This window comes from Rhizobium sp. 007, from assembly GCF_015353075.1.
GTDB lineage: Bacteria > Pseudomonadota > Alphaproteobacteria > Rhizobiales > Rhizobiaceae > Rhizobium.
In genome coordinates this window covers 205,558-219,240 of the sequence record NZ_CP064187.1, presented here as the reverse complement: position 1 = coordinate 219,240, position 13,683 = coordinate 205,558, and the positions used below count along the sequence as shown (strand labels likewise).

8 protein-coding genes are annotated in these 13,683 nt (G+C 59.9%); 4 read left to right on the top strand and 4 right to left on the bottom strand.

The annotated features are described in order from the left end of the window. Position 1: 1 nt before the first annotated feature. Positions 2 to 1,066, bottom strand: a complete 1,065-nt coding sequence (locus tag ISN39_RS01050) for an efflux RND transporter periplasmic adaptor subunit (RefSeq protein ID WP_194728887.1) — start codon at positions 1,064 to 1,066, stop codon at positions 2 to 4. Positions 1,067 to 1,251: 185 nt separating this feature from the next. On the opposite strand from ISN39_RS01050, the gene ISN39_RS01045 reads away from it, so the two are divergent. After that, positions 1,252 to 1,938: a TetR/AcrR family transcriptional regulator gene (locus tag ISN39_RS01045; protein ID WP_194728886.1), complete on the top strand. Its 687-nt coding sequence runs from the start codon at positions 1,252 to 1,254 to the stop codon at positions 1,936 to 1,938. Between the two features lie 170 nt (positions 1,939 to 2,108). Here ISN39_RS01045 and ISN39_RS01040 read toward each other — a convergent pair whose 3' ends face one another. Next, on the bottom strand, positions 2,109 to 2,336 hold the full coding sequence (locus tag ISN39_RS01040; RefSeq protein WP_074066569.1) for a hypothetical protein: 228 nt from the start codon (positions 2,334 to 2,336) through the stop codon (positions 2,109 to 2,111). Between the two features lie 623 nt (positions 2,337 to 2,959). Here ISN39_RS01040 and ISN39_RS01035 point away from each other — a divergent pair. After that, on the top strand, positions 2,960 to 4,279 hold the full coding sequence (locus ISN39_RS01035; RefSeq protein ID WP_194728885.1) for a glucoamylase family protein: 1,320 nt from the start codon (positions 2,960 to 2,962) through the stop codon (positions 4,277 to 4,279). A gap of 180 nt (positions 4,280 to 4,459) precedes the next feature. Here ISN39_RS01035 and ISN39_RS01030 read toward each other — a convergent pair whose 3' ends face one another. After that, a complete protein-coding gene (locus tag ISN39_RS01030) occupies positions 4,460 to 4,855 on the bottom strand; it encodes a response regulator (protein WP_194728884.1) in 396 nt (131 codons plus the stop codon). Between the two features lie 763 nt (positions 4,856 to 5,618). Here ISN39_RS01030 and ISN39_RS01025 point away from each other — a divergent pair. Continuing rightward, complete coding sequence (locus ISN39_RS01025) at positions 5,619 to 6,251, top strand: response regulator transcription factor (RefSeq protein ID WP_194728883.1); 633 nt, start codon at positions 5,619 to 5,621, stop codon at positions 6,249 to 6,251. 661 nt (positions 6,252 to 6,912) lie between these two features. Here the strand turns inward: ISN39_RS01025 and ISN39_RS01020 are convergent. After that, positions 6,913 to 7,425 (bottom strand): response regulator, encoded by a 513-nt coding sequence (locus tag ISN39_RS01020; protein WP_194728882.1) that lies wholly within the window; start codon positions 7,423 to 7,425, stop codon positions 6,913 to 6,915. 628 nt (positions 7,426 to 8,053) lie between these two features. Here ISN39_RS01020 and ISN39_RS01015 point away from each other — a divergent pair. Then, complete coding sequence (locus tag ISN39_RS01015; RefSeq protein ID WP_194728881.1) at positions 8,054 to 13,597, top strand: AAA family ATPase; 5,544 nt, start codon at positions 8,054 to 8,056, stop codon at positions 13,595 to 13,597. Positions 13,598 to 13,683: the final 86 nt, after the last annotated feature.

The window sequence follows — 13,683 nt, the reverse complement described above, 5'->3', positions numbered from 1 at the left end:
CTCACTTGCCTTCCCAGGCGACTGCCTGGCCTTCCTTGAGGAACTTTCCGCCTTCGGTGACGATCAGGTCGTGCGGCGCGACGCCGCTGGTCACGACGAAATTGCTTTGGCGGTAACGGCCGACCGATATCTTGCGGAGCGAAACGGAGCGGTTTTCGGGGTTGACCAGCCATACGGCTGGTTCGCCTTTGGCGGACGCGATCGCGGTATAGGGCAAAGCGATCCCCTGGCGCGGCGGTGAACGGAGCTTGCCTACCACCGGCGTGCCGAGCGGCCATAGCGCGGCCTCCTGGAGCCCCACCTTGATCCGGATTGTGCCGGCTTTTGCGTCTATCACGGGAGAGACCTCCCGAATCTTGGCGTGCACGTCGAGCGCGCGGTCCGTCACTCGCGCGACATCCACGTCGGTCAGCGGCGGGCCATCCAGAAAGAATGCCTCGAAGACATCAAATACCGCGTCTCGCGGGCCGTCGTGGGCGAGCGTAAAGGCGGACTGTGCTGCAGACACCACCTGCCCTTCTTCTATGCTGCGCGCCGTGATGATTCCGTCTGCGGCGGACTTCAACTCCGTGTAGGACAGCGCGTCCTCGGCCGTCGCGAGCGCGGCCTCGGCGACCTCCAAGGAAGCCTGCGCACTCAGCAGTTCCTTTTGGGCATCATCAAAGATCGCCCGCGGAACTGCCTGTGACCGCAGGAGCGACCTTGATCGCTCGAAAGCCAATGTCTTTTGTCTGACAACGGCCTGCGCCGATTCCAGTGCCGCGCGGGAGACGCGCACGTCCGCCTGTTGTTCCGTGTCGTTGAGCCGGGCAAGGACGTCGCCGGCGCGAACATGCGATCCAACGTCGACCTTTCTCTCAAGAACCCGACCACTGACGCGAAAGGAGAGTTCACTCTGAACTCTCGCCTTCACCTCACCGGTGATTTCCGCACCCTGTTGATACTGAGCCTCGGCAGCCGCAACGACGCGCACTTGCTGCGGCGGCGGCGCCACTTCGGCTTTGTCTTCGCAAGCAGCCAGACATGCACAGGCGAGACCAATTCCCAGCAATCGAAAGGACTGCATTTTTTTCTCCGGTACGGTTTGCGACCAAAAGAGAGCTGCGCTGTTCGTCGCAGTCTCCAATCTGATGCGTGTAATGGGCCATCGCCCGATGTTGACATCGCCCACTTAAGGGTTAGAGTGGGCATTGTCAACATCGTTTGCGTAAAAAGTTGACACGCGCAACTTATAAACCTAAATGGACGATCATGACCAAAGACATGTCCAGCACAGAGACGCGCCCCTACCACCATGGTGACCTGCACAGGGCGATCGTCGGGGCCGCACTCGATGTCCTCAGCGAATCCCAAAGCACAGAGTTCTCGCTTCGGGAGCTCGCCCGTCGCGCGGGCGTCAGTCATAACGCCCCTTACAAACATTTCGCCGACAAGCGTGAATTGCTGGCGGCCGTCTCGGCGGTAGGGTTCGAGCTCCTTGCAAAGCAGATGACCGCCGCGACGAAAGAACTCGACAGTCCGCGCGAGCGGCTGGCAGCTATAGCGCGCGCTTACGTTTCCGGCGGCGTCAACAATCCTGCGCTCTACAGATTGATGTTCGGCGGCTATCTTACCGGTCAGGACAATGGGCGCCCTGCTGTCGAAAGAACTGCGGCAGAGAACATGAAAGCGCTTCTGGTGGACGCGATAAGCGACGGGGCGCTCGGGCGGCTCATTCCGAACACGGCCGCAAATACGCGGAAGATTGACGGTGCTATTCTAATTTTCTGGTCGCAAATGCATGGTCTCACTTTGCTGCTGGTAGACCGCCTCGTCGGCCCCAACGACAAGATGGAGGCGCTGACGGAGAGCGTCTTGCAAGGCATGCTCGACGGATTGGCGAATAGTATCCCCGCGATACCAGCGGGCGTGTGGGTAGGACCTCGGCCCGCCGAATAAAACGTCCCAAGCCTCGCGCTCGGTAACCAGCTGACATTTTGGCGAGGATGCTTGTATTGGGGCTGATGTTTTGCTGGCGACCGAGCGGGTGATTTCCGCACTCAAATCAAATTGCCCGGGATTGGGGTGCTGCGCTCGTAGACCTGGGAAATATCCGACCGACCTTAGCCTTAAGCCGCTGCTGTCAACATATCTCCGACCTGGGTATACGACGACTTGGCCTTCGCAGCCTTCTCCCTCAAAGCAGCCAGCTCTTCAGCAAGCAGTTCCACGGCGATCTTCTGGACGGCTGCCTTCAACCGATCCTCGACTTCGAAACTGTCCAGCATGTAACTGGTTATTGCGTCTTTCATCAGTTCTTCGATGGCAGGATCATTTTGCTCCAGCATATCAGTCATACTGTGCTTCCTTTGGTTGCGGGCATTTCCCTTCAGTTGGCACCTTTGAAGCTAGTCCCAAGCGTTATCTCGGTCCATAATACTTGCGGAAGACTTTCTGAATTCTAGGCATGCTCATTTCCGCCTTTGGTTTAACCCGCTCCACCAGATTGCCGGAATCTATCGCGCTTAAACTTCCTCGGTGGGGGGATTACAGATGCGCAGGAAGCCTTATCCTGCGAGGCTTTGGCGGAGGTCGCAGTGGCTATTCCAGTTTGGAGACCCGGCTGATAGGATTGGAAAGATGAAAGTCAGCGCCGAAGGCAACGGTGGGAGTGTTTGGATCGGCTGGTTTTTCCTCCCTGTTCTGAAGTCATTTGCAACGATTTCGGCCGATCCGCGCCAGCGCTTGTTGACGAGCCGAGGCATTGGGAACCTTGAGTTCCCGCCAGTTGTTCGACCTAGCAGCTTTATTGACACAAAGATGGATTGGCGACGTACCGTATCGGTTTCGATAACTCAGAGGGGATCGGTCGAGGAGTGGGGGCCGTCATACTGGACGAAAGACCGATGGCGGACAGAAATGTGCGGCTTAGTGAAGACGGGGACACGCACGACATCCGCGTCATAGTGGGTTAGCAATCATGCCCGAAATCATGTCGACCGACCGCGCCTTCGACCGTTTGCCAACCGACCAGGATCTGGGGCGGCTGCAATTCACCACCTTGCTTTACTATCTCCAATGCACGAACCCGGACAACGGTCTGGTTCGCGACAAAACCGAACCGAATGCCCCGGCAAGCATCGCGGCAATTGGCATGGCCCTGGCGACAATCCCCGTTGTTGTCGAGCGCGGGGTAATCATCCGCGAATTCGCTGCAAAGATCACCCGCAAGCGAATGCGGTTTTTGATGGAATGCCCGCAGGGGCCAGAGCCCGACGCATCCGGGTACATGGGCTTTTTTTATCATTTTCTGGACATCGAAACGGGCCGCCGGGCCTGGCAATGCGAATTGTCCACCATCGATTCGGCTTTCCTGTTCGCCGGAGCCCTGACCGCAGCGACCTATTTTGACGGCGATACGGTCGATGAGGCAGAAATCCGCCAGCTTGCGACGGCGCTTTACGAGCGAGCCGACTGGATGTGGGCTTGCGATGGCGGCCCCACTTTGACGCATGGCTGGCACCCGGAAAGCGGGTTTATTCCCTATCGTTGGCGCGGTTACGATGAGGGTCTGCTGCTGTACATTCTCGGGTTGGGATCGCCAACCCATCCACTGCCTCCGGAGAGTTACGCCGCCTACACCGCGAGCTATGAATGGAGAAACATCTATGGTCGCGAATTGCTTTATTCGGGGCCGCTTTTTACCCACCAGTTGTCGCACATGTGGGTAGACTTTCGAGGCATTCGTGACGAGTTCATGCGCCAGCACCACAGCGACTACTTTGAAAACAGCCGGCAGGCATCATTCGTGCAGCAGGAATATGCAATTCGCAACCCAATGCGTTTTGCGGGCTACGGGGAATATTGTTGGGGGTTTACCGCCTGCGACGGACCAGGTTGGGGTAAGCGGGCGATCAATGGCGTCGACCGGGAGTTCTTCGACTACATCGCCCGTGGCGCGCCCTTCGGACCTGACGATGGCACCGTCGCGCCATGGGCCGTTGTCGCCTCGCTGCCGTTCGCGCCGGAGATCGTCGTGCCGACTGTTCGCAACTTTGCGCGAATGAAGCTCGGCATGACGCGCCTTTACGGTTTCAAACCGTCGTTCAACCAGACCTATGCCGTGGAAAACAGTCCGACCGGATGGTGGGTGAGTCCCTATCACTTTGGCATTGACCAAGGCCCGGTGGTGCTGATGATCGAAAACTATCGAACCGGTTTGCTCTGGAACATCATGCGTCGATGCAAGCCTCTGGTGATCGGATTGCGACATGCAGGATTTTCAGGGGGGTGGCTTTAGGTTGGATGCGCTTTGATCCCTAGCGTTCCCGCCCCCGCCAGTTGGTACCGCCTCTCGCCTGAGTTTTCTTGACCTGCTGCGGCGGATCGAAGCCCAGAGGTCGTGGTTACGTCGAAGCCGTTGGACCCCGGATTGAAGTGGAGGTGCAGCGCGCTTTGCCTAGGAGTGGTCTTTGCGACCTCATGAACCGCTTTCGCCCTCGCTACTGAGAGCCAGCGCAGAACGGATGCAATCAAGCAAAACCTGTTCGCCAAACGGTTTTGTCAGGCAGCCGACGATGTCCGCGCCCAACGCAGACGCGCGCACATTCTTTTCCGGAAAGGCGGTGATCAGAACAGTCGGAATGCTCTTGCCCAGCGCGACGAGCCGGCGGTGCAGATCGAGCCCGCTCATTCCGGGCATGTTGATGTCCGTCACAAGGCAGGCCGTGCGGCGGATATGGGGGAATCTCAAGAAATCATCCGCGGATGAAAAGGTCTCGGCGTCAAATCCCATCGACCTCATGAGCCCCTTGATAGCCTCGCGCATCGACTCGTCGTCATCGACGATCGCAATCAGAGGTTTCTTGGTAGACACTGCCGCCTCCCGACTTCGCCGATCGGCGTCGTACCGAATGAGCGTTGTGGCGCGCTTGACTGGATGGATTTAGTATCTAACGGCGACAAAGGCATCGCAAGCTATACGATCGTATAGATTGTGTGAGGCTTGCGGCAACGAGTGCGGTATCTGCCCAGGAGCGCCCGCAACATGGGGATGAGACAGTCGATGTAATTTTGAGATCGACGCGCCCTGCGAAAGCGGCGCCAGGCGCGCGTCGGGCTAGTCGGCGGTGCGAGGAAGGTCTCGACTGTGACGCGCGGAAGGGTGGCGAAATGGCCGGACAGCCGCGCGGCCACCAGGAGCTTTGGCTGCGGCTTGGCCAGGTGCGGCGACTGGTCGAACTCAATCGCTGACGTCTCATCAATCAATGCCGGATTCACTCGGCACAGCGTCGCTAGTGCTTGAGGTTTGCTTGCCTCACGCCGCCCTGATACTTGCGGCACCCCGCGCGTCCCCTTGTGACGGCAGACGCCGGCCATGTGGCGCATCGGCGCGCCATGGCAGACCGCAGGACGCCCAAGCGCTCTCTTGGGCAGCCCGCATTTAGCCTTGTGGCCGAGGTAATTAGCGCGCATTCTGGTGTGTGAAAAAACTCCGTTTCGGCAGCGACGAAGGAGAGAGGAGGAGTGTTCTCATCGCGTCATTGGCGCTCTGCTGGTTGGGATTTGCCCGCTGCTGCTGCAGTGGGTGCAGATCCTGTACGTCCTAAAGCTTCGGTTGACTTTGGGGGGCGCTGGCAATGACCGAGGCAACCGTCATTGTCATCGATGATGACCCGGATATCCGCGAGGCGCTTGGCAGTCTGCTGCGTTCCGTCGGTTTTGACGTGAAACTCCTCACCTCTGTGGACGACTTCCTCAGGTCTGGACGACCCAACGGACCGACCTGTCTCGTGCTCGATGTCCGGCTTCCGGGACAAAGCGGTCTTGATTTTCAGCTCGAGCTGTCACGAGAAAATATTCAGCTGCCGATCGTCTTCATCACCGGGCACGGCGACATTCCCATGTCTGTCCAGGCGATGAAGGGGGGCGCGGTCGAGTTCCTGACGAAACCGTTCCGAGACCAGGATTTGCTCGACGCCGTTCACGTCGGCCTGGCGCGCGACCGCGTGTGGCTTGAAAATGAAAAGGCATTGGCGACGGTGCGCGCGCGTTTCGATAGCCTGACCCCGCGGGAGCGCGAGGTGATGGCTTTGGTGGTGACCGGACGACTCAACAAGCAGATTGCCGGCGACCTAGGCGTGAGCGAGATTACCGTGAAGGTTCACCGCAGCCAGGTCATGCAGAAGATGGGTACCAGGTCCTTGCCCGAACTGGCGCGTATGGCTGACAAGCTGATGCTCGCGCCGGGAAAGCCGCAAACGCACTCATAAAGGTCTTGCCGCGCGTATAGGTCACCCCCTCCTCATTGGTAATCGATCCTTCCTGGTGGCCAATAGCCCGGGCGGGAGCCCTCCTCTATGGTACGGGTTCCTTCCTCCTCCCAGGCCGTATCGCCCCCGATCGGCCCGCCTTGAGCCTCCCAACCCCCGGGAGGCTTCTTTTTGGACCTCTCGCATGGCAGACAAGGTCGCGCGCTCAAGACCGACCGAATGGAACGGCATGTGGGTTTGCCGGGGTTCACGGTTACAAGTGCTCTCTGCCAAGTTTGGGTTGTTGAAGACAAGCCTGAAGGAACAGATGGCAGGCGAATGATCAACAATGGCGATGTCGGGGGACAATGGCCGTGCGATTCGGGGGACCAACCCTTGTCAAAAAGTACGGGCGGCGGGATGGGATATGAGCGCACCAATGTGGTCGGCATGAGCGCAGAGGTGCCGGAGCGCCATCGCTAGTGCAGCTTCGGCCAAAACGGAGTCGCCACAGCTGAACTATCTTTTTGTTTTATGCAATTCCGGGCCGAAAAGCGATCCGTACTATTCCTGGATTTGCTCTAGGCGGTCGGGGCTCCGTGCTGACGACGAACGCGATCTTTGTCTGCGGCGTCTCGATCATACGAGACGCCGCATGGGGTGGCAGCTGAGCTCAAGGTGTCTATAGTGAGAAGGAATCCCGCGCCATGATGCGTTGGAGGCTTCTTCGATGCATACAAAGCGTGCGCGCAGTGCGCGATACGTTCGCCCCGCACATGGCGTAAATTCTCTTAATATGCTCGATGCGAACGGCCTCGGGCCGCGAAATCGTATCGGGTATCGGCACCGAATCGAGATTTCGTCCGAGCAGCACGGCCAGCACGACATCGACCTCCATCGGTTTCGGCAAAACGTCACTGGCTCCCTCTCTGACGGCACGGACCGCCGTGCTGATATTGCAGTAGATACTTTGGACCACGACGCGTGTAGTGCCTAGATTTGCCAACGCTTCGACAATCTCAAAACCATTGCCGTCAACGTATTTGAGTTCAATCAGTGCGAAATCGGGCACGTCGTTTTCAAGCTGCGCCTTGGCTCCTGCAACGCTCGTGGCCAGCCGAACCGCCAGTCCCTCAGAAAGGAGACGTGTAACAAGAGGGGAAAAAACGTCGATCTCCGGATCCGCGACCAACACACTGGCTTTCCTGGTGTTGGATGCCGAGGACGCGTGGGGGACAAAGTATGGGAATACCATCATGACCGCTCCCTGTTTCAGGATCGCTTCGAGTCTAAGACAAGGCGGCTGGAGACGACATTATACGCTTGGATAGTTTTCAATAGCCGATGGTTGTTGACAGTGCCTGCTTCAGCTGGCTAACGCGCCTGGAGCGACGGTGGTATTGCCGATCGATGAACATGTCACTCGCTGAGCACGTTCGCGGATGGGCTCGATGCTGGTATTCCAAAGTATCGCAAGGAGAAACCACCGTATAATTTTCCGTCGTCTTTTTGATCGCTAGTCTCTAGTCGTTGCCTCACGACAGGCAGGTAGCGAATTTCCCCCTTGCTACCAACAAGCTTCGCCGGCTCCTCCCTCCGAAGCTCTGCGGGGGGCGGGTATAGCCGCTCGGTTGATCCGCTGGGACGAACAGGCGAGATGTGGTAAGAAGGCAGGTGTTACGGTTCATCATATGTGCTCGCTTTGGCCAATGTGATTGGACAGATCTCCGAAACGAGAGTGGCAGTGCCAAATGAGACAGGCGAGGTGACGAAGTCGGCAAATAAGCACATCCTCGTTCTTCGGCGTTGGTGGAGATAGCAGTTTGGAGGTTCTTTGGGAGGATGGTGATCGCGTGTTCCACCGGGAACGGCGCAGGAGCGCCGACGGCAAGTGGAACCCGGTACTGGTCGTGCTTCCGGCCCTCGAGCACCCGACACTTTCAAGCCTCGAACGCCTCGACCATGAATATGGATTGAAGGATGAGCTCGATAGCGCATGGGCGGTGCGACCGCTTGAGTTGGTGCGCGAAGGCGGTCGGACCATGCTGGTGCTTGAAGATCCGGGCGGCGAGCCGCTCGCCCGGCGGCTCGGAACGGCAATGGAACCGGAGCTTTTCCTGCGCCTCGCGATCGGCATCGCCGCTGCGCTCGGCAGGGCCCACCAGCGCGGCCTCGTCCACAAGGATATCAAACCGGCCAATATCCTGGTAACGGGCTCAGGCGCCGAGGTGCGGCTCACCGGCTTCGGCATCGCCTCGCGCCTCTCCCGCGAACGGCAGGCGCCCGAGCCACCCGAAGTGGTCGCCGGAACGCTTGCCTATATGGCGCCGGAGCAGACCGGGCGCATGAACCGCTCGATCGATGCCCGCAGCGACCTCTATGCCCTTGGTGTGACCTTTTATCAAATGCTCACCGGCGTACTGCCGTTTACGGCTGCCGATCCGATGGAATGGGTGCACTGCCATATCGCACGGCAGCCGGTGCCGCCCACCGAGCGGCTGAAAGAAATCCCCGCCGCCGTCTCGGCCATCGTCATGAAGCTGCTCGCCAAGACGGCCGAGGAACGATACCAGACGGCAGGCGGCGTCGAGCACGATCTGAGCCGCTGTCTCAGCCAATGGGAAGTGCAGTGCCGGATTGATGCATTCCCGCTCGGCGAACGCGATATCCCGGACCGCGTGCTGATTCCCGAGAAGCTATACGGGCGGGAGCGCGAGGTCGAGACCTTGCTCACTGCCTTCGACCGCGTGGTGCTGAGCGGGGCGCCGGAATTGGTGCTGGTCTCTGGCTATTCCGGCATCGGCAAGTCGGCGGTGGTCAATGAACTCCACAAGGTCCTGGTGCCGCCGCGCGGGCTGTTCGCGTCCGGCAAATTCGACCAGTATAAGCACGACATCCCTTATGCGACCCTGGCGCAGGCCTTTCAGGGCCTGCTCAAGGGGCTCCTCGCCAAGAGCGAGGCCGATTTGGCACCGTGGCGCGAGGCGCTGAGCGAAACGCTGGGGCCGAACGGACAGCTGATGGTCGATCTCGTCCCCGAACTGAAGCTCATCATCGGCGACCAGCCGCCGGTCGCTGAACTTCCGCCACAGGACGCGCAACGGCGATTCCAGCTGATATTCCGGCGGTTCATCAGCGTCTTTGCCCGGCCCGAACATCCGCTAGCGCTGTTCCTCGACGATCTCCAATGGCTCGACGCGGCGACACTCGACCTGCTGGAGGATCTGCTGACCCGGTCGGATCTGCAGCAGCTCATCCTGATCGGTGCCTATCGCGACAACGAAGTCACCGCCGCCCATCCTTTGATGCGGAAGCTTGACGCGATCAAGACCGCCGGCGGCAAGGTCGCGGAAATCACGCTTGCGCCGCTTACTCAAGACCATCTCCGGCAGTTGATTGCGGATGCGCTCCACTGTCAGCCCGAGCGTGCAGCCCCGCTCGCACAGATGATGCTCGACAAGACCGGCGGCAATCCGTTCTTCGTCCGTCAGTTCCTGTTTTCGCTCGCCGAAGAGGGAATGCTCACCTTCGATCACGACGCGGCATGCTGGTCCTGGGATCTCGAGCGCATTCACGCCAAGGGATACACCGACAACATCGTGGACCTCATGGTCGGCAAGCTCGCGCGCCTGCCGCCCGAAACGCGGGAGGCGTTGCAGCGGTTCGCCTGTCTCGGAAACATCGCAGATACCACGATGCTTTCACTCGTCCTCGAAACCCCGGAGGAGCAAGTCCCCGAGGCCCTGTGGCCTGCCGTCGCTCATGAACTGCTCGAGCGTCTGGCAGGCGCCTACCGGTTCGTCCACGATCGCGTTCAGGAAGCTGCCTATTCGCTGATCCCGGAGGAGCGGCGCGGCGAGTTGCACCTTCGCATAGGGAGACTGCTTGCGGCGAACACTGCGCCGGAGCTGATTGACGATTATGTTTTCGAGATTGTCAGCCAGCTCAATCGCGGGTCCGCACTGATCACCTCAGCTGAGGAGCGCGAGCAACTGGCGAAGTTCAATCTGCTGGCCGGCAGGCGCGCCAGGGCCTCGACGGCATACGCCTCGGCGCTCAACTATTTTGTTGCCGGCACGACACTGCTGCCGGAAGACGCCTGGGAGCGCCAGCACCAACTGGCGTTCGCGCTTGAGCTGAACCGAGCCGAATGCGAGTTCCTCATTGGCACGCTGGCGGACGCGGAGGAGCGGTTAGCACAGCTTTCCAATTGTGCTGTCTGCTCCGACGACAAGGCTGCTGTCGCCTGCCTGCGCATCGATCTCTATGCTGCGCTCGGTCAGACCAGTCGCTCCGCCGCCGTCGGTCTCGACTACCTGAGGCAGCATCTCGGCATCGACTGGTCGCCGCATCCGGCCGACGAGGAGGTGCAACGAGAATACGGCCGGATCTGGTCGCAGCTCGGGAGCCGCGCAATCGAGGAGCTCATTGATCTGCCGTTGATGAGCGACCCAGCATCCTCCGCGACGCTGGATATCCTCACCCGGCTCGTTGGGGCGGTATGGCATACCGATGCGAATCTTGCATGCATGGCGATCTGCCTGGCTGTTAATCTGAGCCTCGAGCGAGGCAACAGCGATGGTTCCTGCTACCACTATGTGTCGCTTGGCTATATTGCCGGACCGCGCTTCGGCGACTATGCGGCCGGATTTCGATTCGGTCGGCTTGGCTGCCAACTGGTCGAAGAGCGCGAACTGAAGCGCTTCCAAGCCAGGACTTATAAAGACTTCGGGGCCCACGTCATACCGTGGACGAGACATGTCCGAACCGCCCGCGACATCTTGCGGCGAGCGCTTGAAATTGCCAACCAGAGCGGCGACCTCACCTTTGCCGGATACAGCTATGCCAGTTTGAATTCGAACCTGCTGGCGGCGGGAGATCCGCTTACGGAAGTGCAACGCCAAGCGGAGATTGGCCTTACGTTTGCGCAGAAGGTGCGGTTCCAGTTCGTCATAGACCTCGCTAGCGCGCAACTCGGCCTCGTCCGGACGCTGCGCGGGTTGACCCGGAAATTCGGCTCTTTCGACGACGACGGATTTGACGAACTTGAGATCGAACGCCGGTTTTCCGACGATCCGAATTTGATTCTTGCGGAAACCTGCTACTTCGTCAGAAAACTCCAGGCGCGGTTCTTTGCGGGCGACTATGAGGCGGCCGTCGATGCGTCATTGCGGGCGCAGAGGCTACCATGGACATCGGTGTCGCATTTCGAAGAAACGCCGGAACATCATTTCTATGGCGCCTTGGCCCGCGCCGCATGCTGCGACTCTGCTGCGGCTGACCAGCGGGCGCGGCATACGGAGGCTCTGGTCGCCCACCACCGACAGCTTCAGATCTATGCGAAGAATTGCCCGGAGAACTTCGAGAACCGAGCCGCGCTGGTCGGCGCCGAGATAGCACGCCTTGAGGGCCGCGAAATCGACGCCGTGCGGCTTTACGAACAAGCGATCCGCTCGGCGCGTGCCAACGGCTTCATTCATCATGAAGCCCTCGCATATGAACTCGCCGCCCGCTTTTATGCGCAGGGAGGTTTCGAGGACTTCACTCGTCTCTATCTCCGCAACGCACGTGGCTGCTATCTGCGCTGGGGCGCCGACGGTAAGGTGCGGCAACTCGACCAACTTTATCCTGACCTGAGAGGGGAAGAACGCGCTCCTGCTCCAACCAGCACCATTGGTGCACCGATCGAGCAACTCGATCTCGCAACCGTTATCAAGATCTCGCAAGCCGTGTCGGGCGAGATTGTCCTTCAAAAGCTGATCGACACGGTCTTGCGCACCGCCGTTGAGCAGGCGGGGGCCGAGCGCGGCCTGTTGATCCTGCCGCGTGGCGGTGAGTCACGGATCACGGCGGAGGCCACGACCGGCGGCGACACGGTCGCGGTGCAGCTGCGTGATGAGATCGTGACCGCGATCACGCTGCCGGAATCGCTCCTTCATTATGTCTTGCGCACAAACGAAAGCGTGGTTCTCGGCGACGCCATAGCTCAGAATCCATTTTCCGCGGACCCCTACATCTGTCAGCACCATGCTCGTTCCATTCTCTGCGTGCCGTTGCTCAACCAGGGCCAACTGACCGGAGTACTCTATCTTGAGAACAACCTCGCCCCTCGGGTCTTCGCGCCGGCCCGGATCGCGGTGCTGAAGCTGCTCGCCTCTCAGGCGGCGATCTCACTGGAGAATAACCGGTTGTACCGCGATCTCGCTGAACGCGAAGCCAAGATCCGTCGCCTCGTCAAGGCCAACATCATCGGGATCGTCATCTGGGATATCGAAGGTCGCATTCTTGAGGCCAACGACGCGTTCCTCCGCATGGTGGGATACGACCGGGAGGATCTTGCCTCGGGTCGGCTATGCTGGACGGACCTGACGCCGGCCGAATGGCGCGACCGCGACGCACGGACCGTCGCAGAGCTGAAGCTGATCGGGGCAGTCCAACCGTTCGAGAAGGAGTACTTTCGGAAAGATGGCAGCCGACTGCCCGTGTTGATCGGCGGTGCACTGTTGGAAGGAAGCAGGAACGAAGGTGTCTCTTTCGTCCTCGATTTGACGGAGCGCCGGCAGGCGGAAGAGGCGTTACGCGAGAGCGAGGAAGCCTTGCGCGAGGCGCAGGGGCAACTGGCCCACGCAAACCGCGTCGCCACCATGGGGCAGCTCACAGCCTCCATCGCCCATGAAGTCAATCAGCCGCTCGCCGCGTCGCTTACCAACGCCCAGGCGGCCTTGCGCTGGCTCGGTACCTATCCGCCGAATCTGGAGGAGGTGGCTCAGGCGCTCGGCCGGATCGTCGAGAACGCCAATCGGGCCGGCGATGTCATTGGCCGGATCCGCGTTTTGGTCAAGAAGGAGCCCCCTCGCAAGGGGCAGTTCGACCTCAATGAAGCCATTCGTCACGTGATTGCCTTGACCGGCAGTGAAGTGCTCCGGCAAGGCGTCACGCTGCAGACCGAATTCGCGACGAGCCTCCCGTCCGTGGAAGGGGATCGCGTCCAGCTACAACAGGTGATCCTAAACCTGATCATGAACGCCATTGAGGCGATGAGCGGCATTAATGAGGAAGAGCGCGAGTTGCTGATCAGCACCGAGGCAGAGGCCTCAGGAGGCGTCGTCGTCGGGGTGCGCGACTCGGGTCCAGGCCTGGATCCGCAAAGTATGGACCGCGTTTTTGAGGCCTTCTACACGACCAAATCCACCGGTATGGGTATGGGCCTGGCGATCTGCCGTTCGATCATCGAGGCTCACGGGGGCCAGCTATGGGCCACCGCGAATAAACCTCGTGGGGCGGTGTTTCTGTTCACCCTGCCTCTCGAACGAGACGAGCCCGCTGGCGCAAAGCATGCCGACGAAATGGCAATGTTGGGAAACTAATCGGGCGAACGGCTGGCTGAAGCTCTCGCAGCTAGTGCAGGTCTCTGCGAAGAGTGAAGGCCGTCGGCCTGGCCCCTCTCCACCGC

Excerpts from the sequence above, each read along its gene's own strand:
- ISN39_RS01050 (WP_194728887.1), bottom strand. The coding sequence starts at position 1,066 with ATGCAGTCCTTTCGATTGCTGGGAATTGGTCTCGCCTGTGCATGTCTG.
- ISN39_RS01045 (WP_194728886.1), top strand. The coding sequence starts at position 1,252 with ATGACCAAAGACATGTCCAGCACAGAGACGCGCCCCTACCACCATGGT.
- ISN39_RS01025 (WP_194728883.1), top strand. The coding sequence starts at position 5,619 with ATGACCGAGGCAACCGTCATTGTCATCGATGATGACCCGGATATCCGC.
- ISN39_RS01035 (WP_194728885.1), top strand. The coding sequence starts at position 2,960 with ATGCCCGAAATCATGTCGACCGACCGCGCCTTCGACCGTTTGCCAACC.
- ISN39_RS01040 (WP_074066569.1), bottom strand. The coding sequence starts at position 2,336 with ATGACTGATATGCTGGAGCAAAATGATCCTGCCATCGAAGAACTGATG.